Source organism: Rhodopseudomonas sp. BR0M22, from assembly GCF_010907035.1.
Lineage (GTDB): Bacteria > Pseudomonadota > Alphaproteobacteria > Rhizobiales > Xanthobacteraceae > Rhodopseudomonas.
Genome location: NZ_QUMK01000067.1, coordinates 1 through 24,842 on the forward strand (window position 1 = coordinate 1; position 24,842 = coordinate 24,842).

The 24,842-nt window shown below is 66.2% G+C and carries 24 protein-coding genes; 8 read left to right on the forward strand and 16 right to left on the reverse strand.

All coding sequences use genetic code 11. The annotated features are described in order from the left end of the window. The first annotated feature begins 64 nt into the window (after window positions 1-64). The 3 genes from DY468_RS19485 (at window position 65) to DY468_RS19495 (ending at window position 2,905) form a co-directional block, all read left to right on the forward strand. Window positions 65-1,228, forward strand: a complete 1,164-nt coding sequence (locus tag DY468_RS19485) for a M48 family metallopeptidase (RefSeq protein WP_164606474.1) — start codon at window positions 65-67, stop codon at window positions 1,226-1,228. Window positions 1,229-1,407: 179 nt separating this feature from the next. Then, the gene (locus DY468_RS19490; RefSeq protein WP_011160028.1) at window positions 1,408-2,181 is read left to right on the forward strand and encodes a P-loop NTPase family protein; all 774 of its coding nucleotides are present in this window, start codon (window positions 1,408-1,410) and stop codon (window positions 2,179-2,181) included. A 58-nt stretch (window positions 2,182-2,239) separates the two neighbouring features. After that, window positions 2,240-2,905, forward strand: a complete 666-nt coding sequence (locus DY468_RS19495) for a hypothetical protein (RefSeq protein WP_164606476.1) — start codon at window positions 2,240-2,242, stop codon at window positions 2,903-2,905. Window positions 2,906-3,081: 176 nt separating this feature from the next. Here DY468_RS19495 and DY468_RS19500 read toward each other — a convergent pair whose 3' ends face one another. Both DY468_RS19500 and DY468_RS19505 read right to left on the reverse strand, forming a co-directional pair. Further along, on the reverse strand, window positions 3,082-3,627 hold the full coding sequence (locus tag DY468_RS19500) for an adenine phosphoribosyltransferase (protein ID WP_164606478.1): 546 nt from the start codon (window positions 3,625-3,627) through the stop codon (window positions 3,082-3,084). 152 nt (window positions 3,628-3,779) lie between these two features. After that, window positions 3,780-5,939, reverse strand: a complete 2,160-nt coding sequence (locus DY468_RS19505; RefSeq protein ID WP_164606479.1) for an anthranilate synthase component I — start codon at window positions 5,937-5,939, stop codon at window positions 3,780-3,782. A gap of 295 nt (window positions 5,940-6,234) precedes the next feature. On the opposite strand from DY468_RS19505, the gene DY468_RS19510 reads away from it, so the two are divergent. Next, entirely contained in the window at window positions 6,235-6,429 is a 195-nt protein-coding gene (locus DY468_RS19510; RefSeq protein WP_142883565.1) for a type II toxin-antitoxin system HicA family toxin, read from the forward strand. Continuing rightward, window positions 6,429-6,635 (forward strand): type II toxin-antitoxin system HicB family antitoxin, encoded by a 207-nt coding sequence (locus tag DY468_RS19515; RefSeq protein ID WP_164606480.1) that lies wholly within the window; start codon window positions 6,429-6,431, stop codon window positions 6,633-6,635. Before DY468_RS19510 ends, DY468_RS19515 begins: the two co-directional genes overlap by 1 nt. A gap of 45 nt (window positions 6,636-6,680) precedes the next feature. Here DY468_RS19515 and DY468_RS19520 read toward each other — a convergent pair whose 3' ends face one another. The 4 genes from DY468_RS19520 to DY468_RS19535 all read right to left on the reverse strand — a co-directional run bounded on the left by DY468_RS19520 (window position 6,681) and on the right by DY468_RS19535 (window position 9,828). Further along, a complete protein-coding gene (locus DY468_RS19520) occupies window positions 6,681-7,334 on the reverse strand; it encodes a hypothetical protein (protein WP_164606482.1) in 654 nt (217 codons plus the stop codon). Next, window positions 7,334-7,747 (reverse strand): RusA family crossover junction endodeoxyribonuclease, encoded by a 414-nt coding sequence (locus tag DY468_RS19525; RefSeq protein ID WP_164606484.1) that lies wholly within the window; start codon window positions 7,745-7,747, stop codon window positions 7,334-7,336. Before DY468_RS19525 ends, DY468_RS19520 begins: the two co-directional genes overlap by 1 nt. 114 nt (window positions 7,748-7,861) lie before the next feature. After that, window positions 7,862-8,482: a class I SAM-dependent methyltransferase gene (locus DY468_RS19530; protein ID WP_164606485.1), complete on the reverse strand. Its 621-nt coding sequence runs from the start codon at window positions 8,480-8,482 to the stop codon at window positions 7,862-7,864. A 23-nt stretch (window positions 8,483-8,505) separates the two neighbouring features. Then, a complete protein-coding gene (locus DY468_RS19535; protein WP_164606486.1) occupies window positions 8,506-9,828 on the reverse strand; it encodes an ABC1 kinase family protein in 1,323 nt (440 codons plus the stop codon). A gap of 470 nt (window positions 9,829-10,298) precedes the next feature. Between DY468_RS19535 and DY468_RS24665 the strand changes: the two genes are divergently transcribed. Continuing rightward, a complete protein-coding gene (locus DY468_RS24665; RefSeq protein WP_205512550.1) occupies window positions 10,299-10,475 on the forward strand; it encodes a hypothetical protein in 177 nt (58 codons plus the stop codon). 27 nt (window positions 10,476-10,502) lie between these two features. Here DY468_RS24665 and DY468_RS19540 read toward each other — a convergent pair whose 3' ends face one another. The 10 genes from DY468_RS19540 to DY468_RS19585 all read right to left on the reverse strand — a co-directional run bounded on the left by DY468_RS19540 (window position 10,503) and on the right by DY468_RS19585 (window position 21,641). Continuing rightward, the gene (locus DY468_RS19540; RefSeq protein ID WP_011160033.1) at window positions 10,503-10,721 is read right to left on the reverse strand and encodes an alkylphosphonate utilization protein; all 219 of its coding nucleotides are present in this window, start codon (window positions 10,719-10,721) and stop codon (window positions 10,503-10,505) included. Between the two features lie 134 nt (window positions 10,722-10,855). After that, a complete protein-coding gene (locus tag DY468_RS19545; RefSeq protein ID WP_164606487.1) occupies window positions 10,856-11,545 on the reverse strand; it encodes an OmpW/AlkL family protein in 690 nt (229 codons plus the stop codon). 229 nt (window positions 11,546-11,774) lie between these two features. Continuing rightward, window positions 11,775-12,035 carry a hypothetical protein gene (locus DY468_RS19550; RefSeq protein ID WP_164606489.1) on the reverse strand — a complete coding sequence of 87 codons (261 nt, stop codon included), beginning with the start codon at window positions 12,033-12,035 and terminating at the stop codon, window positions 11,775-11,777. A 179-nt stretch (window positions 12,036-12,214) separates the two neighbouring features. After that, window positions 12,215-14,125 (reverse strand): propionyl-CoA synthetase, encoded by a 1,911-nt coding sequence (locus tag DY468_RS19555; RefSeq protein WP_164606491.1) that lies wholly within the window; start codon window positions 14,123-14,125, stop codon window positions 12,215-12,217. Between the two features lie 167 nt (window positions 14,126-14,292). Further along, entirely contained in the window at window positions 14,293-15,039 is a 747-nt protein-coding gene (locus tag DY468_RS19560) for a tetratricopeptide repeat protein (protein WP_164606493.1), read from the reverse strand. A 186-nt stretch (window positions 15,040-15,225) separates the two neighbouring features. Then, a complete protein-coding gene (locus tag DY468_RS19565) occupies window positions 15,226-16,029 on the reverse strand; it encodes an SDR family NAD(P)-dependent oxidoreductase (protein ID WP_164606495.1) in 804 nt (267 codons plus the stop codon). A gap of 93 nt (window positions 16,030-16,122) precedes the next feature. Continuing rightward, window positions 16,123-17,898, reverse strand: coding sequence for a B12-binding domain-containing radical SAM protein (locus DY468_RS19570; RefSeq protein ID WP_164606496.1), 1,776 nt, complete (start codon window positions 17,896-17,898; stop codon window positions 16,123-16,125). 157 nt (window positions 17,899-18,055) lie between these two features. Further along, window positions 18,056-18,466 carry a DUF1850 domain-containing protein gene (locus tag DY468_RS19575; protein WP_205512551.1) on the reverse strand — a complete coding sequence of 137 codons (411 nt, stop codon included), beginning with the start codon at window positions 18,464-18,466 and terminating at the stop codon, window positions 18,056-18,058. Then, complete coding sequence (locus DY468_RS19580) at window positions 18,427-20,547, reverse strand: TRAP transporter permease (RefSeq protein ID WP_164606498.1); 2,121 nt, start codon at window positions 20,545-20,547, stop codon at window positions 18,427-18,429. The genes DY468_RS19575 and DY468_RS19580 overlap by 40 nt, the downstream gene beginning before the upstream one ends. Before the next feature lie 146 nt (window positions 20,548-20,693). Beyond that, window positions 20,694-21,641 (reverse strand): TAXI family TRAP transporter solute-binding subunit, encoded by a 948-nt coding sequence (locus DY468_RS19585; protein ID WP_164606500.1) that lies wholly within the window; start codon window positions 21,639-21,641, stop codon window positions 20,694-20,696. Window positions 21,642-21,794: 153 nt separating this feature from the next. On the opposite strand from DY468_RS19585, the gene DY468_RS19590 reads away from it, so the two are divergent. Continuing rightward, complete coding sequence (locus DY468_RS19590; RefSeq protein WP_164606502.1) at window positions 21,795-23,057, forward strand: MFS transporter; 1,263 nt, start codon at window positions 21,795-21,797, stop codon at window positions 23,055-23,057. Window positions 23,058-23,190: 133 nt separating this feature from the next. Continuing rightward, complete coding sequence (locus tag DY468_RS19595; RefSeq protein ID WP_164606504.1) at window positions 23,191-24,792, forward strand: alkaline phosphatase D family protein; 1,602 nt, start codon at window positions 23,191-23,193, stop codon at window positions 24,790-24,792. Window positions 24,793-24,842 lie beyond the last annotated feature (50 nt).

A 24,842-nucleotide genomic window follows, 5' to 3' on the forward strand; every position in this document is an offset into this window, starting at 1 on the left:
CGGCCACCCTCCCCGCAAGGGGGAGGGAGTTTCAGGCCGGCGCTGCGAGGATTGGATACCCATCATGGCCGCCTACGGTCTCTACACCCACATCGCCGCCAACAAGACCCGGTCGGTCGTGCTGCTGATCGGACTGTTCGTGCTGGTGTATGTGCTGGTCTATGCCGGCGCGCTGATCGCCGAGGTGGTGATCGATGGCGAGCGCACGGTGCCGGACTATCTGCGCGCCGCCACCGCTGACCTGATCAAGGCGGCGCCGTTCGCGACCCTAGGCGCGGCGCTGTGGATCGTGATCGCGTACTTCTTCCACCAGAAGCTGATCGACGCCGTCACTGGCGGCCATGCGGTGACGCGGGCCGAACAGCCGCGGCTGTACAATCTGCTCGAGAACCTGTGCATCTCGCGCGGCATTCCGATGCCGAAGCTGAAGATCATGGACAGCGAAGCGCTGAACGCCTTCGCCAGCGGGCTCAATCCGAAGCAATACGCCATCACGGTGACGACCGGGCTGGTCGAACGACTCGACGACGCCGAGATCGAGGCGGTGCTCGGCCACGAGCTGACCCACATCAGGAACGGCGACGTGCAGATGATGGTGATCGCGGTGATCATCGCCGGCGTGGTCGGGTTCTTCGGCGAGCTGATGTTCCGGCTGTTCTTCCAGGGCGGAATCCGGATCGGCGGCGGCTCGTCGTCGTCCTCTTCCTCCTCGTCGTCGGGCGACCGCAAGAGCGGCGGCGGCGCCATCGTCGTGGTGATCCTGGCGATCGTGCTGATCCTGCTGGCCTGGCTGCTGTCGCAGGTGGTGAAGCTGGCGCTGTCGCGGTCGCGCGAATTCCTCGCCGACGCCGGCTCGGTGGAACTGACCAAGAATCCCGACGCGATGATCTCGGCGCTGCGCAAGATCGAGAATCGCGGCGAGCTGGAAGGCGCGACCTCGGCGGTGATGGAAATGTGCCTGGACAATCCGCGCTCCGGCTTTGCCGATCTGTTCGCCACCCATCCGTCCGTGGAATCGCGGGTCGATGCGCTGGTGAAGTTCGCCGGCGGGCATTACCTGCCGCCGCTGCCGCCGCCTGCCACCGAGCCCAACGGAGCCGAAGGTGCGGCAACGGACAGCGATGACGCCGATACCGCGCCTGCCGAACCGCGCCACGGCCCATGGGGCGATGCACCGCCGGCGCCGCGCAGCGGATGGCTGCGCGGGCCATGGGGCCGGCGGGGCTGATCGGACGCCGCACACGCGCCATCGCTTCGCATCTGAACGATTTTGTTGAGATTGCCGGGTGTCACCGCCCGCCCGATTGAATTATCCCTTGTTTCTGCCATGTTCTCGCCCAAAGCAGAGGTCTGCACCCTGGCCGGTCGGCCGCGGTGGGGGATCGAACCGGCCCGAAAAGGAATCTCATGGCGAAGCCAGCAGTGATCGTCGTCGGCGCAGACAAGGGCGGCGTCGGCAAAACCACGGTGTCGCGCACCCTGCTCGACTATTTCAGCGCCAACAACGTCCCGACCCGCGCCTTCGACACCGAGTCGCCGCGCGGCACGCTGAAGCGCTTCCATCCCGACATCACCGAGATCGTCGACATGACGTCGACGGCCGACCAGATGAAGATCTTCGACACGCTGAACTCGGCGGTGCCGTCGGTCACCGTGATCGACGTCCGCGCCGGCCTGCTGTCGCCGGCACTGGCTTCGCTTCGCGACATCGGCTTCCTCGACGCGGCGCGCTCCGGTCAGATTACCTTCGCGGTGTTCCACATCCTCGGCCCGTCGATCGCCTCATTGGACGAAATCGCCGAGACCGCCAACTTCATGATCGGCGCGAAGTACTTCCTGACGAAGAACTTCATCAACAACACCAGCTTCTTCGAGTGGGACCAGGCGACCTACAATTCGTACTTCCACCGCATCAAGGACGCCACCGAGCTGACGATCCCGAAGCTCAACGAAATGGCCTATGAGCAGGTCGAAGTGTCGTCGGTGCCGTTCCTGAAGTTCGTCGCCAACAAGGGCGTCAGCGGCGAGCCGGCCAACTACTCGTTCGTGCTGCGCGGCTATGTCCGGCACTGGCTCGCCAATGTCTGGAGCGAGTTCGACCGCATCAAGCTGACCGACATCGTCGGCAAGGACAAGAACGGCCGCGGCACCCCGGTGACCGACGAGCCGGGCGAGAAATAGCTCGCATCGCTGCGGAATCCGGCTATATCGGACGGCATTCCCCGACCGATACAGCCTGATGTCGCGCACCCCGGTTTACATCGTCTGCTCGCCGCGGCCGTTCGTGGGCAAGACCATGATCGCCCGCGTGCTCACCGAATATCTGCTGCTGCAGCGCGGCGCGGTGCTGGCGTTCGACATCAACGTCAAGGAGCCGTCGCTGCTCGACTATCTGCCGCGCGTCACCGAGACCGCGCAGGTCGACGACACCCTCGGCAAGATGGCGCTGATGGACCGGCTGATCCTGCACGACGGCCTCGCCAAGGTGGTCGATCTCGGCTTCCACGCCTTCGACGAGTTCTTCGACACCTTCGCGGAGATCGGCTTCATCAAGGAAGCGGTGCGGCGGCAGGTGGCGCCGGTGGTGCTGTTCCTCGCCGACACCGACCGCAATTCGGCGCGGGCTTATGACCACCTGCAGGATATCGTGCCGCCGCGGCAGCTGATCACCATCGATAACGAACACATCCTGCTCGGCGAGCTGCCGGCCGTGTACCGCCACGGCCGGGTGATGCGAATTCGCGGGCTGCCGCCGTTCCTGAAGACCTATATCGACCGCGTGAACTTCTCGTTCACCGGATACCTGCGCGCCGAACCCGACGCCTCCACCGAACTGAACCAGTGGATCCGCACCAACTACACGACCTTCCGCGCACTGGAGCTCGAACTGACGCAGGGACGGTAGCGCTGCCTCGCCGCCCGCAAAGCCTGCTCCCTCGCCCCGCTCTTGCGGGGAGAGGGCTGGGGTGAGGGGCTACGGCCTCCCAGCGGATGCCGCAGCTTGCTGATACGCAGTGCCTGGCCCCTCACCCGGATTGCTGCGCAATCCGGCCTCTCCCCGCATCGCGGGGAGAGGTTAAGTCAATGCCCTTCGAACGCGACCAGGGTGCGGACCGGGACGCCCATGGCGCGGATCTTGTCGGCTCCGCCGAGTTCAGGCAGGTCGATCACGAAGCAAGCGGCGAGGACTTCGGCACCGATCTGGCGCAAGAGCTTGATGGCGCCTTCGGCGGTGCCGCCGGTCGCGATCAGATCGTCGACCAGGATCACCCGCTCACCCGGGGTGATGGCATCGACGTGGATCTCGATCTTGTCGGTGCCGTATTCCAGCGCGTATTCCATTGACACGCAGGTATGCGGCAGCTTGCCCTTCTTGCGGATCGGCACGAAGCCTGACGAGACCTGATGGGCGATCGCGCCACCGATGATGAAGCCGCGCGCCTCGATCCCGGCGACCTTGTCGATCTTCGAACCCGCCCAGGGCTGCACCAGTTCGTCGATCGCGCGGCGGAACGCCCGCGGTTCGCCCAGCAGCGTGGTGATGTCGCGGAAGATGATCCCAGGCTTGGGATAGTCCGGAATCGCCCGGACGCTGGCTTTCAAATCGTTTGCAAACTCGGGGGTCATCGGCGCGGGTCTTTCGTTACGGATGGCGCAATTCGTCATTGGCGGGCGGGAGGCGCAATCGGGCAATTCGGCTGAGTTACCGCCGGGGGTGGTAGCAGAGCTCCCCCGGCGGGCCTTCGATCTGGATCAATCGCGGATGCCGGCCTTTGGGCTTAGGCCGGCTGGCCGAGACGGAAGGCGTTTTCGACGATCCGCAGCCCGACTTCGCCGCCGAGCGACATTAGCGACTCGGGATGGAATTGGACGCCGCCGACCGGCAGGGTCTCGTGCTCGATCGCCATCGCGATGCCGTCGTCGGTGGAGGCGGTGACGGTCAGCTCCTTCGGCATGTCGCGCATGTCGACATAGAGCGAGTGGTAACGGCCGATCGTGACCTCGTTCGGCAGGCCGCGCATCAGCGTGCCGCCGCGCACCTGGATCCGCGACGGCCGGCCGTGTGCCGGCTGCGCCAGCTGGCCGAGCGTGCCGCCGAAATACTCGCCCATCGCCTGCACGCCGAGGCAGACGCCGAAGATCGGCAGCTTCTTGGCGAGCGCGGCGTCGATCGTATCCTTGATCTTGAAGTCCTCCGGCCGGCCGGGGCCGGGCGATAGCACCAACAGATCGTAGGCGTTCTCGGCCAGCATCTTCAGGCCGTGGACATAGCGCACCACGGTGACCTGGGCGCCGACCTGACGGAAATAGTCCGCCAGCATGTGCACGAAGCTGTCGTCGTGATCGACCAGCAGCACCTTCTTGCCCGAGCCGGTGGCGTCCGGCGCCACCGCCGACAACGGCTTGGCCGGATCGCCGCGCAGCGCCTGGAACAGCGCCGCGGCCTTGACCTGGCATTCCTTGTCCTCGGCGACCGGATCGGAATCGAACAGGCAGGTGGCGCCGACGCGCACCTCGGCGAGGCCGTCCTTCATCCGGATGGTGCGGATGGTCAGACCGGTGTTGATCGAACCGTCGAACCCGACCGCCCCGAATGCGCCGGCATACCAACGCCGCGGGCTGCGTTCATTGTCCTCGACGAACTGCATCGCCCACAGCTTCGGGGCGCCGGTGACCGTCACCGCCCAGGCGTGGGTGAGGAAGGCGTCGAGCGCGTCGAAGCCCGGCCGCAGCATGCCCTCGACGTGGTCGACGGTGTGGAACAGCTTCGAATAGGTCTCGATCTGCCGCCGCGCCAAGACCTTGATGGTGCCCGGGACGCAGACGCGTGCCTTGTCGTTGCGGTCGACGTCGGTGCACATATTCAGCTCGAACTCGTCCTTCTCCGAGTTCAGGAGCTTCTGGATCTGCTCGGCGTCGCTGATCGCGTCGACGCCGCGGGCGATCGTGCCGGAGATCGGGCAGGTCTCGATCCGGCGGCCGTCGGAGCGGACGAACATTTCCGGCGAGGCCGAGACCAGGAATTCGCCGTCGCCGAGATTGAGCAGGCCGCCATAGGGCGACGGATTGATCCGGCACAGCCGCTTGAACACTTCGGCCGGCGACCGCTCGCACGGCTCGCCGAACAGCTGCCCCGGCACCGCCTCGAACAGGTCACCGCGGGCGAACGCGGCGCGCGCCTTCTCGACCACCTTGGGATAGTCGCCGGGCGCGTGGTCGGCGAAGCCCTGGCGGCCGGTCTGGGTGTAGACGCTCTCGGCGGTCTCGTTCGGCAGCCCGGCGGTGAACTGCCCCTTCCAGGCGAATTCATAGGCGATGCTGACGCCGCGGCCGGTGGCGCGGTCATAGGCCAGCAGGCGGTCCGGCACGTACAGCACGATGTCGCGCTGGTCGGCCTCGCGGGCGCGCTTCTGCTTCAGGTCCTCGAACTGGAACACCAGATCGTAGGCGAAAGCGCCGTACAGGCCGAGCATCGGATCGGCCGGCGAAGCGAATGCAGCGATGACGGCGCGCACCAGCGAAATCGCGCTGGCGCGGCGGGTGCGCTGCTCCTCGTCGACCGGCGCCTCGCCGCGGACGATATGGCCCCTGATCTTGGTGGCGCAGGCCTGCTCCACCACCACGCAGGGCTCTTCCAGCCTGTCGGACAGGAACGCGATCAGCACCCGGCCGCGCGGATTGAGCGCCTCGATGGTGAAGGTGTCGGCCTTCGTGGTCAGCGCCAGCGGCGGATCGGCGAAGCCGAGGTCGAAACTCTCGTAACGGCCCGGCACGGTTGTGCCGGACGACAGCATCACGCCGCGGCGGTGATCGAGCAGGTCGATCAGCTCGTCGAGCGCCTGGCCGCCGGCAAAGGGCTCGGCGCTGCGCGTCACCGCGAGGCCCGCGGCGGTCTTGTAGTCGCTGGTCGCGGGAAGCGAAAAAACGGTCCTGTTCATGGCATCCTCTTAAGCAACTTGCCGAAGGAACGCCACACAGGACAAACAAAAGCCGCCTCGCGTGGCGGCCTCAGGACGATCGGAAATTAACGGGATCGCACGGCCACCTCTGGTTACGAGGTGCGCCACCAACGACGTCTGAGCTGCGGGGTCGGGCGGAACGTGCGCATGGGCGGCAGACGATCACTCCGGCCGGGCGGAGTCAAGAGGCCGCCGGCGCCTGCCGCCTGCAACCAAAGCAGCAAGGCACAAGACCGAGGCTGGAATATGCTGGTAACCTTGGCGGAGCGCTCCGATGAAGGTTCGAGACGTCATTTTGCTGATCGAGGCGGACGGGTGGATCCACATCGCTACCCGCGGAAGCCACCGGCAATTCAAACATCCTTGGAAGCCAGGCCGTGTTACGGTCGCCGGTAAGCCGTCCGATGATCTTGCCCCGGGCACATTTGCCAGTATCCTCAAACAGGCAGGCTTAAAGGAGCGGCGCTGATGCGCTACGCGGTGGTGATCGAAAAAGCCGAGGGTAATTATTCGGCCTATGTGCCGGACCTTCCCGGCTGCGTCGCGACCGGCGACAGCGTCGCTGCCGTCGAGGTCGAGATCCGCGAGGCGATCCGGTTTCATATCGACGGCTTGAGAGAAGACGGCTTGCCTGTCCCGCAGCCGACCAGTCTGGCCGAGTACGTCGAGACCTGAGGTCCGTCCACGGCTACCCAACTAGCGGCGTCCAGGGATAGGCAGCTATATGTTACGTTTCACGCCCGGCAGCAGGTCGGCCAGGGTCGACAGCAGGTCGGTGAACCGGGCAACGAGAGTACTGTCCACCGGAACGAAGCCTCCGTGCGCCACGGCGTTTCTCACCGAAATTACTTGTCTGACGAGTTGCGCCTCGTCGGGCGTGACCAGCCCCTCGGATGCGAGGACTTCGATTAGACGGACCGGGCTTTGCGGACGCCTGAACTGATCCGGCAACAGAGCCCGGCCTATGGCTTCGAACGTCGCATACGCCATCAAGATCGCCGGCATCCATTGACCGGTCGACTGCAAATTCTCGACATCGCGAATGGCGGCCTCGATGTCGTCGCGCGACGCGACGCCAAGTTCGACTGACGAGCCGAGCGGCGGCGCGTAGACGAGCTGCAGCTCCCACTCGTTCTGCCCGGAAAAAAGCGAGTGCCCTGCTCCAGGCGCCATGGGCTCGCGTTCTCCGCCTCTGATGACTTTAATCGCAACCTTCTTCCCGCTCTTGATCGCGATCGCGTCCGGTCGATACGATTTCATGAATGCCGGCAACAGAGACGGCGAAGGATGCACATAGACCTCGTAGCCCTCGTCGCGATAGCGAGGGAGCACCAGTTCGATCACTTCCCGCTCGGCGACGTCTGTGCTCGTCATCAGTTCAACTCTTCGAACGGATCGTCGGACAACCGGACATAAAGAACAGGCTTCTCGCCCCGTAACGCCGCTTCTAAGGTAGGGCTTGGGGCCGCGAAGGGGAAGATGCCCTCCGGCTCGAATTTCTGGACGACGACGCGATGGACCTGCCGGTCATCCAAGTAAATATGGCCTCCGAGAGCATCCAGGATCGGCTTCACGATATTGTCGATGTCTCCTGGCATCTCGGTCGGAGGAAAGTAGAACAGCGTCGCCAAGATCGGGCGGGCGGTCGCGAAATGACCTTCCGGTAGCGCCACCCGGCTCGCGCCGATCACCTGGCTCTTCCATTGATCGAGCGACTGGCGCCGTTTGGCCTGCAGCGAAACCGGCGTATCTGCCACAATGAACTCGATCGGAAATTCGATCTCCAAAGCCGCCCCCTGCCTCGGTCTCGTGGAGACTAGATCATTTCGGGGTCCGGCTGAATGAGAACATAGGCGCTTACTTGGCAGGTCGGCGCGGCTGACTCACGCGAGCCGTCCCCGTTACCCCGGCTTGCGCGCCACGATGTAGGGGCCGTGGGGGGTGGTGCCGAATACCCGTTCGGCGGCGATCTCGAAGCCGGCGTCGCGGATCGCCTGGCGCAGCGCGTCGCGGGTCAGCGCCTGGGCGCGGGGAAACAGGCCGATGCCGCGGAGGACGAAGAACAGCGCCCGCAGCTTGAAACTCATCTCGGCAAAGCACCAGGTCTTGCTGATCAACAGGCCGCCGGGCTTCAGGTTGGCGTGAATCTGCGCCAACGTGCCCGGCATGTCCGGCACCAGATGCAGCACCTGAAAGGCGCAGATCGCATCGAACGGACCGCCGTCGAAGGCGGTGACGGCATCGGCCTGCACGAAGCGCAGATTGGCCGGCGCCGGCTTGGCGCGACCGATCCGCAGCATCTCGGCCGAGAAGTCGGTGGCGATCCATTCGGCGGCATGCGGCGCCAGCCGGATCGCGGCGGAGCCGGTGCCGCAGCCGATCTCCAGCACCCGGTCGGTCGGCCGCAGCCGACCGGCCGCATCGGCCAGCATGGCGTCGAACGCGGCCGGATCCTTGATCGGCCGCGCCGCGTAGCGGTCGGCGACCTTGTCCCAGAATTTGGCGTTGGCGGCCTCGGCCATGCGCGGCTCCTCCCGACCAGTCGTTACAGATACGGCTCGATGATGCGGCGCAGATCGACCCGCGCCCGCATCCGCGTCGCCAGCATGTAGATGCCGCCGAACTTGCGCTGCAGGAACAGCGTGTCCATCGGCGGGATGCGGAAATGCGCGCGGTCCGACGCCATCGCCATGCCGGCGTCGCGCATCCGCATCGCCAGATCGCTGCCGCCGAAATCGAACGGCGTCTCCTGCTGCAGCGGCTGCAGCGACATCTCGAACATCTCGAGCAACGCCTGCTCCAGCCGCGCCGGCCCGTCCTCGGCGAGGAAGCCGATGTCCCGCGCCGCGGCGCGGATGCCGGCGCGGTCGCCGTTCAGGCCGGCGCGCAGCAGCCGGCGATACAGCTCGGCGAACTCGGCGGGAAAGGCGCGGGTGGCGCCGAAATCGAGCAACAGCAACTGCCCGGTCGCCGGCGCGTAGCGATAATTGGCGAAGTTCGGATCGGTCTGCATCAGCCGGAATTCGAACAGTTCGCGGAACAAGAGGCCGATCAGCAGCGTCAGCACCCGGTCGCGCTCCGGCTGCGCCGCCGCCGCGAGGCTGTCGATCGGGCGGCCGTCGACGTAGCTCATCGCCAGCACGTTCGGCGTCGTCAGATCGGCATGCAGCTCGGGCACGCGGAATTCCGGCCGGTCGGCGAGCAGCGCGCCGAACCTCGACAGGCAACGGCCCTCGCGTTCGTAGTCGGCCTCTTCGTGCAACTGGCGCTTGGCCTCGACCACCATCGGCGCGATATCGACGCCGCCGGGCACCAGGCCGGCGACGCGCATCAGCGCCGCGACATTGTCGACGTCGGAATTGATGCTGCGGCGGACGCCGGGATACTGCACCTTGATCGCCAGACCGCGGCCGTCCTTGGTCCGCGCCCGATGCACCTGGCCGATCGAGGCCGCCGCGATCGGCGCGGCGTCGAATTCGGCGAAGCGCTGCTGCCAGTTGCGGCCCCACGCCTCGGTCAGCACCCGCCTGAGCTGCGGCACCGGCATGTGATGCGCTTCCTGGCGCAGCCGGCCGAGGATCTCGGCGAGCTCCGGCGGCAGCATGTCGCCGGCATCCATCGAGATCAGCTGGCCGACCTTCATCGCCGCGCCGCGCATCTGCGCCAGCCGGTCGGCGACCTTCAGCGCATTGGCCGGCGTCAGCAGCAATTCGTCGAGCCGCGGGCGTTGGTCGCGCACCAGCTGGCCGGCGACATCGGCGGCGACAGTGCCCGCGATCGACGAGGCCAGCCCGCCGAGCTTGGCGAGCCGCGACAGCCGCGAACTCGGCACCGCGACGGCTCTGCTCTCGATCTTCCGATGCGGCATCGTGGCTCCTTCGAAGGGCGGCACCAAGCGACAATGGATGGGATGGCGCGGGGCGAGCAAGACAGGGTCCGCCCCTGTGGCTGACATCTTGCTAACGCGGGTGACGCGGCAGCGTCTGTGACCATGTCACGCCCGACGCCCCCGACCGGCGCGCCGCGACGGCCGGCTGGAATAGCGGCGGAACGCCCACGCGGCTGGCGCATTGTCGCTGCGCATGCCGGGTGACAACCGGCCGCAACGGGGATGGCGGACGTGGCTTATTTTGCCGGTTTCTGGCCACGACACCAACGCATCGGTACGCGCTGACGCCTAACCCGTTCCCGGCATGCATCCCGCCCGGTTCCGCATTGGGGACAGCGGCGACAACTCGTGGGCCGTCGCACCGACGACATTGTCGAACAGAATTTCCGCCTCAATCGGGGAATCGGATTTCGGTTCTACGACGCGTGGACTGATCTGCGAGTAACCCGATGGCCAACAGACTTGATCAACAGATCGACCGGATCGTCGCCGAAAACGGCGACAGCCTGCACGATGCGCTGCGGGCGCTGATGCGGGTCAACGAATGTCTCGAGGCCGAGCTGGAGCGGCTGCGCGCCGCTTCGGTCGGCGATCGGCCGACCGCCGAATCGGGCTCGTTGCACTGAGCGGCCGGCGGATCACGCCGGTCCGACTCACGCCTTCTTCAGGAACTCGGTGCGCAGCACCAGGCCCTTGATCTTGTCGGTGCGGCCTTCGATCTCGTCTTCGCTGTCGGTGAGGCGGATGCCGCGGATCATCGTGCCGCGCTTCAGCACGGTGGACGAGCCCTTCAGCTTCAGGTCCTTGATGAGGGAGACGTTGTCGCCATCGGCGAGCAGCGCGCCGTTGCAGTCCCTGACTTCGATGCTCATGGGTCGGTTCCTTGTTCGGTGGCGCAAAGCCAAAGCAGGAATGCCGGGCCCGCGCAATGCCGCGGCGGGCCGCAGCCAAATGAAAAGCGCGAGGCGGATCGCTCCGCCCCGCGCTGTGTCGCAGGCTGAAAAGATCAGAACCGGTAGGTGATGCCGGTGCCGATCAGCCACGGATCGAGGTTGACCTTGCCGGTGATCGGCGTGCCGTTCGCCAGCGTGCCGCTCCATTCGGGGCGCAGCCACAGCTTCTTGACATCGACGTTCCAGCCCCAGTGCTGGTCGATCATGTAGTCGAAGCCGATCTGCACCGCGGGCGCGAACGCGTCCTTGAGGTGGCTGTCGATCACGGTGCCGCCAGCCGCCTTCTGGCTGAAGAAGAAGGTGTAGTTCACGCCGGCGCCGATATACGGCTTGAACGCGCCGAACTCGGTGAAGTGATACTGCAGCGTGAGGGTCGGCGGCAGCAGCCAGGCCTTGCCGACATCGATGCCGGTGAGCGAGCCGGCGCCGGAGACGCTGTGGCGGGTGACGCCGAGGATCAGTTCGGCGGCGATGTTCTTGGTGAAGAAGTAGGTGATGTCGAGTTCAGGAACGACCGCATCGGAGGTCTTCAGCGACGAGCCGGGCACCTGGTCGACATAGCCGGAATCGCGCGGCACCACGCCGAGGGCACGCAAGCGGATCATCCACGGGCTGGACTCAGCCACCACCGGCGCCTTGTAGATCGGCCGGGTGGCGAGATCGGCAGCGTCGGCGGACGCCGGCGCGAGATTGAATGCCGCCGCCAAAGCCAGCGCCGACACTGCGGTCAAAAACTTGGTCATAAGTGCCCCTTTGAAGCTCAGTCGCGTGAGCGGGAAACCCACGCTCAAGGTGCACAGATGCCGCCACGGGGCACGGCGGTTTGACCTGGATCAAATCAAAGGTAGGCCACTGCGGCATTGCGACGCGCGTGACTTTTCGGTCACGGATTTGTGTACCGTTGCGCGAAGGTCGAGGCCGGTTCCCGCGACACAACCGCCGTTCTGCACACCCGCCGGGCGATGCAACCCGCTACGGCCGCTCCGGATTCCGCATCATATACTCGCCCAGATTGCGCTGGGCGCGGTTGGCGCGGGTGATCGCATTGGAACGCTGCACGTCGCGGTCCTTGCGGCAGGCGACGTATTCGGTCGAGCCGACCGCCCCGCCGTTCTGCCGGCAATAGGCATCGTCGTCGCCGAGATCGGCGGGCGCATCGTGGCGGCTGGCGCAGCCGGCCAGCGCGAACGCGGCGAGCGACAGGACGATCAGGCGGTTCGAGATTGACGGCATCCAAGGTCCCCAGAGCACGGGTCATTCCGGGGCGCTCGCGAAGCGAGCGAACCCGGAATCTCGTCGCAACAACATCGGGATTCCGGGTTCGCGCGTTGCACGCGCGCCCCGGAATGACGTTGCGGGGCTCTGTCTAACCTGAATTGCGGAGTTTGTAAGTCCGCAAGTCAGGTCCGCCCTCAGCTATGGCTCTTCAGCGCCGAGGAGATGTCGTCGAGCGCGGTCGGGTCTTCGATCGTGGCGGGCATCGTCCAGGCATCGCCGTCGGCGATCTTCTTGATGGTGCCGCGCAGGATCTTGCCGGAGCGGGTCTTGGGCAGCCGCGGCACGGTCACCGCCAGCTTGAACGCCGCCACCGGGCCGAGCTTGTCGCGCACCAGCTTGACGATCTCCTTTTCGATCTCGGCCGGGTCGCGGGTGACGCCGCTCTTCAGCACGATCAGGCCGCACGGCACCTCGCCCTTGATCGGATCGTTGATGCCGAGCACGGCGCATTCGGCGACGTCCGGATGCGAGGCGAGAATCTCCTCCATGCCGCCGGTGGAGAGTCGGTGACCGGCGACGTTGATGATGTCGTCGGTGCGGCCCATCACGAAGACGTAGCCGTCTTCGTCGACATAGCCGGCGTCGGAGGTTTTGTAGTAGCCGGGGAAGTCGGCGAAGTAGCTCTCGCGGCAGCGCTCGTCCTGCTGCCACAGCGTCGGCAGATTGCCGGGCGGCAGCGGCAGCTTGATCACGATCGAGCCCATCGTTCCGGCCGGCACAGGCTTGGCGCCTTCATCGACGACTTCGAGCTTGTAGCCGGGCATCGGCACCGTCGGCGAGCCGTGCTTGACCGGCAACAGCCCGAGGCCGACCGGATTGCCGGCGATGCACCAGCCGGTTTCAGTCTGCCACCAGTGATCGATCACCGGCACCTTGAGCTGCTGTTCGGCCCACTCCACCGTCGGCGGATCGGCGCGCTCGCCGGCCAGGAACAGGGTGCGGAATTTCGACAGATCGTATTTGCGGATGAAGTCGCCGTTGCCGTCCTCCTTGCGGATGGCGCGGAACGCGGTCGGGGCGGTGAACAGCGCCACCGCGCCGTGCTCGGCGATCACCCGCCAGAACGCCCCGGCGTCCGGGGTGCCGACCGGCTTGCCTTCGTACATGATCGAGGTCGCGCCGTGGATCAGCGGGCCGTAGATGATGTAGCTGTGGCCGACCACCCAGCCGATGTCGGAGGCGCACCACCACACCTCGCCCGGCTTGACGCCGTAGAGATTCTCCATCGACCATTTCAGCGCAACGAGATGGCCGCCATTGTCGCGGACCACGCCCTTCGGCTTGCCGGTGGTGCCGGAGGTGTAGAGGATGTAGAGCGGATCGGTGGCATCGACCGCGACGCAGTCGGCCTTCTTGCCGGCGGCGAGCGCCTGCTCGCGCAAGCTCGCCCAATCGTGGTCACGCCCCGGCTTCAGCTCGCAATCCTGCTGCGGCCGCTTCAGAATGATGCAGGCTTCCGGCTTGATCGAGGCGAGATCGATCGCTTCGTCGAGCAGCGGCTTGTACTTGACGATCCGGCCGGGTTCGATGCCGCAGCTCGCCGATACGATCAGCTTCGGCTTGGCGTCGTCGATGCGGGTGGCGAGCTCCTTGGCCGCGAAGCCGCCGAACACAACCGAATGCACCGCGCCGATCCGGGCGCAGGCCAGCATCGCCACCATCGATTCCGGGACCATCGGCATGTACAGCAGGACGCGGTCGCCCTTCTGCACCCCGAAGTCCTGCATGATCGCAGCGAGCGTCTGCACCTCGCGCAGCATCTCGGCGTAGGTGAATTTGGCTGTAGTGCCGGTCAGCGGCGAGTCGTGGATCAGCGCGAGCTGATCGGCACGGCCGTTCGCGACGTGGCGATCGAGCGCGTTGTAGCAGGTGTTGACCTTGGCGCCGGGAAACCAGCGGCCGTACAGGCCGAGCGAGGCATCGAACACCTTGGTGGGCGGTTCGATCCAATCGATTTCCTTCGCGACCTCTCCCCAGAAGCCCTCCGGGTCGGCCAGCGAGCGGGCATGAACCTCGCGGTAACGGCTTTTGTCATGGATAGTCATGGCGTCACGCTCCCGTGGATCTCAGGCGGTTTGCCCGCCATGTCCGGCTTTTAGGCGCGGCATGCAACCCCGCCTTTGTTCCTAATCAAGCCGCGTCCATGGTCTGGTCCGGCCCGGGCGGACATTGTGGCGAGGACCGGCGGGTTGCAAGAGAGAACCAGCCGCGCCTAACCGCCGGACAATTGCCGCAGCCGCGCCTCCAGCACGGCGCGCAGATCATAGCCGGGGCGGCCGAAGCCGACGTCACGTGCGGCCACGAACGCGCTGTGCGCCTGCTTCAGCGCCCGGAGCGCCTCCCGCTGGCCGGCGCTGTCCCGCAGCGCCCGGCGGTACAGCGTATCGATGCGGCGATCGAGATCGGCCAGCGCCGGATCGGCGCAGATCGCCTTGTCCACAGCCTTGCGGGCACGGCTGCAGTCGAAGCTGGGCTTGCCGGCCAGCGCCTGCTGCACCCCGGCACGCTCGACCTCGAGCGCCACGGCCTTGTGATTGGCACGCGCGGCGACGTGGTCGGGGTTCAGTTTCAGCGCGGCGGCGAAATCGGCCAGCGCCTTGCGCGCGTCGCCCTTGCCGCGCCACAGCTCGCCGCGGGCATTGAGCGCATCGGGCTGCTTCGGATCGACCCGCAGCGCGTCGTCGTAATCCTGGATCGCCCCGTCGACTTCACCGAGCCGGGCACGGGCAGCGGCGCGGGCCCGCAGCGCCTTGCAGCGATCTTTCTTCTCGGTCTCGCGACTGTCGATGACTTTGCTGCACAGCGCGATGGTGCGGCGATCGTCCGGCATGTTCGCCGCGGCCAGGCACGCGCCCGGATCGGCGGTCGGATCGTCCAGCGGCTCACCGCCGGTCGCGAAGGCGGGCGGCGTAAAAGTAGCTAGGATCAACAGGCTCGCGGCGATGAGGAGAGAGCGCATCGAACAAACTACCGCTTCTTGCTTCAGGTCAGCGTCGTATCATTTTCTCCGTCATGCCCGGGCTTGACCCGGGCATCCACGTCTTTCAAGCGCCGCCGTGCACTTGTCATGGATGGCCGGGTCAAGCCCGGCCACGACGTTGGGGAGAAGGAAGCGCTTCACGCCTCCTTACCATGAGCGTCCCGCTCAGTTCACCTTCAGCGTCAGACCGCCGTCGACCACGAGTTCGAGCCCGGTGACGTATTTCGACTCGTCGCTGGCGAGGAACAGCGCCGCATTGGCGACGTCCCAGGCCTCGCCCATGTGGCCCATCGGCACCTGGGCGTCGCGCGCCTTCCACATCGCATCGACGTCACCGCCCGAGTAGCTGGCGGCGAGGCCGGCGGAGTGCGCCACCATCGGCGTCTTCATCAGCCCCGGCAGGATCGCATTCACCCGGATGTGGTCCTTGGCGTACTCCACCGCGGTGTTACGCGTCAGCGCATTCATCGCCGCCTTCGAGGTCGCGTAGCTGATATAGGAAATGCCGAGGTGCCGGATCGATGCGATCGACGAGATGTTGATGATCGATCCGCCGCCCTGACGCTGCATCACCGGGACCACGTACTTCATCGCCAGATAGGCGCTCTTCAGATTGATCGCGAACACCCGGTCCCAATCCGCCTCCGCCACGTCGACGACGCTGCCGGTCTCGGCAATGCCGACATTGTTGTCGAGCACGTCGATGCCGTCCCACGCCTTGACGCAGGCTGCGATCATCGCCTCGACGTCCTCGGCGCGGCTGACGTCGGCGGCGAACGCGATGCCGCGTCCGCCTTCGGCCTTGATGATGTCGACGGTTTCCTCGGCGGCCTCGATGTTGCGATCGACGCAGAACACCTGCGCGCCCTCGCGCGCGAAGGTCACCGCGGTCGCCTTGCCGTTGCCCCAGCCGGGACCGATCGAACCGGCGCCGACCACCAGCGCGGTTTTGCCGTTCAGACGTTGCATACTTCTGGTTCCACTACACGTTACGCCGGTCGCGAGCGCAGACCCGCGCCGACACGTGGCCGACCGGCGGCAGGACCCGCAACGAGCGCGTGCTTACGGCGTCCCATGCGTGAGATCAAACACCTTCTTCTGGTGAGCCACGGCTTGCTTGGCGCTGGCGCTCTGGGTGAACAGGCCGAGCGAGTCGGCATCGTCGTCGGACACCGGCGTCAGCGCCTCGTCGGTGTAGGCATGGCGCTGCGGATCGCGCGCGACGCGGACGCCGATCGCGGCGACTTTCGCGAACGCGGTCAGAATCGTCGCCGTCTTGTGTACGCTATCGAACGCGAAGCGCGGCCAGAACGACAACGCGTGCGGCGCCGCGAGGCCAGGCCGCCGCTCCGATGGATGACGCTGCCGGAACAGGCCGCATTGTAGCGGATGCACGTTCTCCACCCGGATCGCGGTGGAGAAGATTGCCAGCAACTTGACCAGGCTGCTGATCTTGATCCCGGTCACCGCCGCGCGCCGGAGCAGCGTCTCGATATGATCGGGCGTGTAGTAACGGCTCCACGCCTCACGATAGATCCCCTCCCATTCGGGCCGCGACATCAACGGATGCGCGGTGCAGACGTGCTCGACGTCGTAATTGTTCAGGTCCGGATCCATCGCCACGCCGGCACGCCACAGCGTCTGGTGATCCTCCGAGCCGGGCAGCGGCGTCAGGCAGAAGAACTCCATGACGTCGATCGGCAGTTCACGCTTGATGATGTCGATGTCGGCGCGGATCGACTCCGGCGTATCGGCCGGAAAGCCGAGGATGTAGCCGGCCAGCGTGATGATGCCGTGATCCTTCCAGGCCAGCAGCATCGCGCGATACTCGGTGATCTTGTTCTGCCGCTTGTTGGCGGTGAGCAGATTGGCCGGATTGATGTTCTCGAGCCCGATGAACACCCGCGTCACGCCGGCGCGCTTGGACTTCTCGATGAAACGCGGAATCTTGTGACACAGCGTATCGACCTGGATCATGAAGCCGAGCGGAATGTCCTCGCTCTCGCGGATCTGGACCAGCCGATCGAGGATCGCCTCCCAATCCTTGTTGCGGGCGAAGTTGTCGTCGGTGATGAAGTACTTGCTGATGCCTTGCGCCCAGTTTCGGCGCACCATCGCCTCGATGTCGTCCGGGGTGCGGTAGCGCGACTTGCGGCCCTGCACGTTGATGATGGTGCAGAACGAGCACTGGTACGGACAGCCGCGGCCGGCATCGACGCTGGTCGACAGGCCGAGCGTCCGCTTCACGGTGGCGAGCGGCAAATACGGCGCCGGCACGCCTTCGATCCCCGGCAAATCATTGAGGAAGTTGTAGACCGGCTGCAACTGCCCCGCCGCGGCGTCCTGCAGCACGCCGTCGAACCGGCCGCCCTCGGCTTCGCCGGCGAACATCGCCACGCCCATGTCGCGGCAATCGTCGAGTCCGATCGCCTTGCCGTCGAGCATCGCCAGGCAGCCGGAGACGTGGAAGCCGCCCATCACCACCGGCACGCCGCTCTCCCGGAACGGCCGGGCGATGTCGAGCGCGCGCGGATACTGATTGGATTGCACCCCGACCAGCGCCACCAGACCGAAATTGCCGTTACGGGTGAAGCGATCGAGCAATGCCGGCATATCGATCCGGGTGTTGAACTCGTCCATCGCCTCGATCTCGAACTCGACGTCCGCGCCGAGCACCTGACGCTCGGCGACATCGGCGGCAATGCCGTAGAGCGTAGCGAGTGAGTTGGAAGGAATGATCCCGCGCCACCAGCGCAGCACATAGCCGTCATCGTCGTAATGTGACGGTTTGATCAGTAACAAAATAAACTTCCGCTTCGCGCGCGCGACCGGAACCATTGGCGACACCCTTCCCTGGGACCGGCCGAACGCCCGTTGAGCGGACGATCTGCATTGCGGCGCAGTGTGCCCGTGCTTCGGTTGCGACCGCAAGCGATTAATCGGAAGCGGGGGGCTGAACTTCAACCAGCAGCAATGCGCTGAGAGCCGGTAAGCGCTATCCGTCGCAGCGACTGAGCGTCGTCGGCTGCGCGCCGATGCGATGACCGATGATGTCGGACAGGGTGCGACAAGTTCCTTCGCTACACAGCCGCCACTCGCCGGCGAGGCCGGAATTGCCGAGCACGACGTTCGGCATCGGCGGCCGGTGCGGGTGCCATTCGAACCAACCGTTCACCAGCCTCGCCTCCGGCGCCGGTTCCATCCCGGCACCGCTGCCTTTGACGCGAGCGGTGATCAGTTGCAGCCCTTGCGGCGTCACTGTCCAGTCTTCCTGCCACTCGACCTTTTCGATCGAATGAGTCCAGGCCAGCGTGAAGGCGGCTATCGCCAGCGTCTTGATGACGCCGGCGGACGCCACGCACAGGCTCACGCCGGAGCCACCGCGCGACGCGGACGCTGCCGCCATTGCCACGCCACCACCAGCGCGGCGACGGTGAAGCCGACATAGTCGCTGTAGGGAAATTCGCCGAGCAGACAGATGCTGGCCGCGAAGGCGACGAGGCGTTCGATCACCGTCATTCGCGTGAACAGGAAGCCGATCGACACCATGCCGAACAGGCCGATCGCGATCAGCGCCTTGAAGGTGGCGTAGGCGACCGCGCCGTAAAAACCGAGTTCGGCCGCCATCGGATCGCCCGGCTGCAGCATCAAGGCCGGCGAGTAGACCGCGATGAACGGGATGACGTAGCCGGCGAGCGCGATCCGCATCGCCTCCCAGCCGATCTTGTCGGGGTTCTCGCGGGCGATCGGGGCTGCGGCGAGCGCCGCCAGCGCCACCGGCGGCGACAGGTCGGCCATGATGCCGTAGTAGAACGCGAACATGTGGCTGACGATCAGCGGCACGCCGAGATTGGCCAGCGCCGGCGCCGCCAGTGCCGCGGTGATGATGTAAGTCGGGATCGTCGGGATGCCGGTGCCGAGCAGGATCGACAGCAGCATCGTCATCACCAGCGCCAGGAACAGGCTGTGCTCGCCGAGCCCGATCACCCAGGTGCCGAAGACGGTGCCGACGCCGGTCTGGGTCATCATGCCGATGATGGTGCCGACGATGGCGCAGGCCATGCCGACGGTGAGCGCCGACTTGGCGCTGTCGGCGAGCGAATCCCGGCAGGCGTGCAGCGTGGCGCGGCCGCCGCGGGTGATCGCCGCGATAGCCACCAGCGCGGCGACGATGATCACGATCCGCATGATGTCGAGGCCGTTATGCGACACCGCGCCGACCACCAGCGCCAGCCCGATCCAGAACACGTAGCGCAGCACGGTGTTGGAGAAACCATGCACGATCGAAGCGCCGAGGATCAGCGCCACCGTCAGTGCGAGGCCCATCGAGCCGGCGTAGAGCGGCGTAAAGCCCTCGAACAGCATGAACACCAGCGCTGCCAGCGGCAGGATCAGGTACCAGCGATCGACCGCCGCGCGCCAGGCGCTCGGGATCTCGGACTTCTTCATCCCGACCAGACCGTGCTTGCCGGCTTCGAGATGCACCATCCAGAACGCGCTCGCGAAATACAGGATCGCCGGGATCACTGCGGCCTTGACGATGACTGCGTAGTCGACGCCGAGCGTCTCGGCCATGATGAACGCGACCGCGCCCATCACGGGCGGCATGATCTGGCCGCCCATCGAGGCGGTGGCTTCGACGCCGGCCGCAAAGGCACGGCGATAGCCGAACTTGATCATCAGCGGAATGGTGAACTGGCCGACGGTGACGACGTTGGCGACGCCGGAGCCGGAGATCGTGCCCATCATGCCCGAGGCGAACACCGCGACCTTGGCGGGGCCGCCGCGGCTGCGGCCGAACAGGCCGAGCGACACGTCGGTGAACAGCTGGATCATGCCGGCGCGCTCCAGGAACGAGCCGAACAGGATGAACAGGAAGATGTAGGTCGCCGACACGTAGATCGGCACGCCGTAGAAGCCCTCGGTGCCGAACGACAGATGGGTGATGACCTGGTCGAAATCGTAGCCCCGGTGATTGAACGGCGCCGGCAGGTATTGGCCGAAGAACCAGTACAGCAGACACACGCCGCACATGATCGGCAGCGCCGGCCCCATCAGCCGCCTTGTGCCTTCGAAGATCAGCACCGCCAGCAGCGTGCCGACCGCGAGATCGAGACGGGTCGGGTCGCCGTCACGCTGGATCAGGTCGGCGTAGAAGATCCACTGATACAGGCCGCAGAAGAACCCGGCCGCACCGATCAGCCAGGCCACCGCGCGACCGAAATCGGTGCGCGCGGTGAAATTGCCGATCAGCCCGAAGGTCAGCAGCAACAGGAAGCCGACATGGACACCGCGCACCACCTGGCTCGGCAGGATGTTCCAGGCGGCAATGACGAGCTGGAAGCTCGCGAACGCGATCGCCACCGCGTAGGCCAGATAGCGCCAGCCGCGCGGCCCGAAACCGGCGGGGAAGCCGTGCTCGAAATTGTCGAACTCGACATGGACCGGCGCCGGCGTCGGCTCGACCGCAACCTCAGGCTTCAACATTGATGACCGTTCCCGCCGCGTGGTTTGTTGTGTGGTTCGTTATTCCCAACGTCATGCGCGGGCTTGACCCGCGCATCCATCGCTCTTGCTAAGAAAGATGGATGGCCGGGTCGAGCCCGGCCATGACACCTAACTTGCGGGCGCGCTTACTTCAGCAAGCCCTTTTCCTTGAAGTACTTGATCGCGCCGGGATGCAGCGGGACCGGGCTGCCGGCGGCGGCGGTTTCGAGCTTGATGCCCTTGCCGGCGGCATGGGCGGTGGCGAGTTCGGGCAGCGATTCATAGACCAGCTTGGTCATCTGATAGGCAAGGTCGTCGGACACCGCGCTCGAGGTCACCAGATAGTTGATCACCGCGGCGGTCGGCACGTCCTTGTCCTGGCCCTTGTAGGTGCCGGCCGGGATCGTCTCGGCCACGAACGGAGGGCCGATCTTGTCGACCACCTCCTTCGGCACCGACACGACGTTGATGTCGGACGAGTTCGACAGATCCTTCAGCGAGGCGACGCCGAGGCCGGCCGACTGCAGGGTGGCGGCGAGCTGGCGGTTCTTCATCAGGTCGACGGATTCGGCGAACGGCAGATATTCGACCTTACCGAGATCCTTGTAGTCCATGCCCGCGGCCTTGAGGATCGCGCGCGAGTTCAGTTCGGTGCCGGATTTCGGCGCGCCGACCGACAGGCTCTTGCCCTTCAGGTCGGCCAGCGTCTTGATCCCGGAATCGGCGGTGGCGACGATCTGGATGTAATTCGGATAGATCGCGCCGATCACCCGCAGCTTGTCGAGCTTGGCCTTGAAGCCGGCCTCGGCGTCGCCGTCCCAGGCGGCTTTCAGCGAGTCGCCGAGGCTGAAAGCGATTTCGCCGCGGCCCTGCTGCAGCAGATTGAGGTTCTCGACCGACGCCTTGGTGGCCTGCACCTGCGCCTTCACGTTGGGAATCTTCTCGCCGTAGATCTTGGCGATGGCGACGCCGAGCGGGTAATACACCCCGGAGGTGCCGCCGGTCAGAACGTTGACGAATTGCTGAGCGCGAGCCTGCGGCGCCGCGAGAACAACTACCGCAGCCGCGGCGACAGCGAACAATCTGGCCTTCATGAACAGTCTTCTCCCTTAAGTTATTAGGGTGAAACTGACCGGCCAAAACGCCGCGGTCAACCCGTCAAATCGGCGATCCCGGCGGGATCCGCGGAACCGAACGGCACAGGGCCGAATTGTACGTTTCCGTTCAGATCAGCCGACGAGGTCCGCGTGCCGCCCAGCCCAGCTCAGCCGTTGACCCGACCGCTCGACGCGCTGAATTTCTTTCTTGCGGACGTCCGCGACGGCCTCGGACCATATCTGGCGATCTATCTGCTGGCGGTGCAGAACTGGAACGAGGCTTCGATCGGCCTGGTGATGTCGATCGCGGCTGCGGCGGGGATTCTGGCCCAGACCCCCGCCGGCGCACTGATCGACCGGACGACTGCCAAGCGGGCGCTGATGATCGCCGCAGCGCTGGTGGTGACGGTCGCCTCGGTTGTGCTGCCCTGGCTCGACAGCTTCGTCTCGGTGGCGGCGACCCAGGCGGTGGCGGCGGCAGCCGGTGCGATCTTCGCGCCGGCGATCGCAGCGGTGACGCTGGGCATCGTCGGCCCTCGCGCGTTTGCCCGCCGCACCGGCCGCAACGAGGCCTTCAACCATGCCGGCAATGCGGTAGCGGCGATGCTCGCCGGCGCGTTCGCCTATGCGTTCGGTCCGGGCGTGGTGTTCTGGCTGATGGCCGCGATGGCGCTGGCCAGCATCTTTGCCACGCTGTCGATCCCCGCCGCAGCCATCGACCATCACGTCGCACGCGGCCTCGGCGATGACCACGACCCCGGCACGCACCACGACCAGCCGTCCGGCTTTAAGGTGCTGCTGACCTGCCGGCCGCTGTTGATCTTTGCCGGCGCCACCGTGTTGTTTCATTTCGCCAACGCCGCGATGCTGCCGCTGGTCGGGCAGAAGCTGGCGCTGGTGAACAAGAACCTCGGCACCACGCTGATGTCGGTATGCATCGTCGCCGCCCAGGTGGTGATGGTGCCGGTGGCGGCGCTGGTCGGCCACAAGGCGGACAGCATCGGCCGCAAGCCGATCTTCGCGGTGGCGCTCGGCGTGCTCGCGCTGCGCGGCGCGCTGTATCCCTTGTCCGACGATCCGTATTGGCTCGTCGGGGTGCAACTGCTCGACGGCGTCGGCGCCGGCATTTTCGGCGCGCTGTTTCCGCTGGTGGTGGCCGACCTGACCCATGGCACCGGCCACTTCAACGTCAGCCAGGGGGCGATCGCCACCGCGGCCGGGCTCGGCGGCGCGCTGTCCACCGCCTTCGCCGGGCTGATCGTGGTGTGGGCCGGCTACAGCGCCGCCTTCCTGGCGCTGGCCGCGATCGCCGCGGTCGGGCTCGTCTTGTTCGTGCTGCTGATGCCGGAGACGCGGCCCGGCACGGCCCCTGCGCCGGTTGCTGCACCCGCTTCCCCCACCCCGGCCAACTGAACGAGCCTTCGGCTCTCCGCCACGCCGACCGAGGCCGCGCGGCGGCGTTTTGCTGGGCGTCACACAACTGCGCTAGGCTCGACCAAAACACAGCTTGCGGCGGCTTCGCCGCGCCCGCCTCTGGACGAGACTGATGGCCTCCTCACCAACCTCGCACAGGCTCGATCGCCGAACCCTGATGCGCGGAGCGCTCGGCGCCGGGCTGTTCGGCATCGTGCCGGTCAGCGCCGGTGCTGCGGCGCCAGTGTCGTTCAGCTCAGATCCGTTCACGCTCGGCGTCGCGTCCGGCGATCCCGCGCCGGATGGTTTCGTGTTGTGGACGCGGCTGGCGCCGGAGCCGCTGAAAGCCCGCGGCGGCATGGGCGCCCAGCCGGTCGACGTGACGGTCGAGATCGCCGACGATCCGGCAATGACCCGCATCCTGCGCAGCGAGCGGACTATCGCCCATCTCGAGCTGGCGCATTCGGTGCACGTCGAAATCGAAGGGCTGGAGCCCGGACGCGACTACTTCTACCGCTTCCGCGCCGGTGGCGCCGATAGCCCGATCGGCCGCGCCCGCACCCTGCCGGCGCCGGACGCGCAGCCGAAGCAACTCCGCTTCGCCGCAGCGGGCTGCCAGCGTTGGGAGGGCGGCTACTATTCGGCATGGCGCGCCATCGCCGAGGATCAGCTCGACTTCGTGTTCCACTACGGCGACTACATCTACGAATACGGCTTCGTGGCCGCCGACAAGGACGGGACAGCGTGGCCGCGAACGATGCCGAAGGACTTTCCGACCTGCTACACGCTGACCGACTATCGGCGACGCTACGCGCTGTACAAATCCGATCCCGATCTGAAGGCTGCGCACGCCGCCTGCCCGTTCCTGCCGAGCTTCGACGATCACGAGATCGCCAACAACTGGGCCGGCGACAGCGACCCGAAGCACACCCCGCCGGATGCGTTCCTGTTTCGCCGGGCGATGGCGCTGCAGGCTTGGTACGAACATATGCCGGTGCGTCGCGCGCAACGGCCACGCGGACCGGACGTGACGGCGTATCGCGGCTTCAGGTTCGGCACGCTGGCCGACCTTGCCGTGCTCGACACCCGGCAGTACCGCTCGCGCCAGCCTTGCGGCGACGGCTTCCTGGCCGGCTGCGCTGAAGCCGACGCGGCCGACCGCACGATGCTCGGCGCCGCGCAGGAGCAATGGCTCGCCGCAAGGCTGAAGCAGAGCGACGCGACCTGGCGCGTGCTGGCGCAGCAGGTGCTGTTCGCGCCGTTCGACTGGCGCGGCTTCCCCTGGGTCGAAGATGCCGGTGCTCCGGTGTTCGATGTCGATACCTGGAACGGCGCGACCGCGGCGCGCGACCGGGTGATCGCAATGCTGGACGACGCCAAGGCGATCAACGCGGTGGTGCTGAGCGGCGATCTGCACCGGGCGTTGGCGCTCGAGCTGCATCGCGACGGGCGCAATCCTGAATCGCCCTGCGTCGGCGTGGAGTTTCTCGCCACCTCGATTTCGTCGGTCGGCGGTGCGCCGGCGAACGACGCGGCGCTCGCCGAACTGTACCGCAACAATCCGCATCTGAAATTCTTCAGCGATCAGCGCGGCTACACCCGTCACACCGTGACGCCGCAGCACTGGCAGGCCGACTACCGGGCGATCGACAGCATCGCAGCGCCCGGCCAACCCGCACACACCATCCGATCGCTCGCGATCGAAGCCGGCCGGCCCGGACTCATCACTCGCTAACGACGATCGGACAAGACGCCCAGGCCACCGGCGGCAACGCTGGTCCTCGC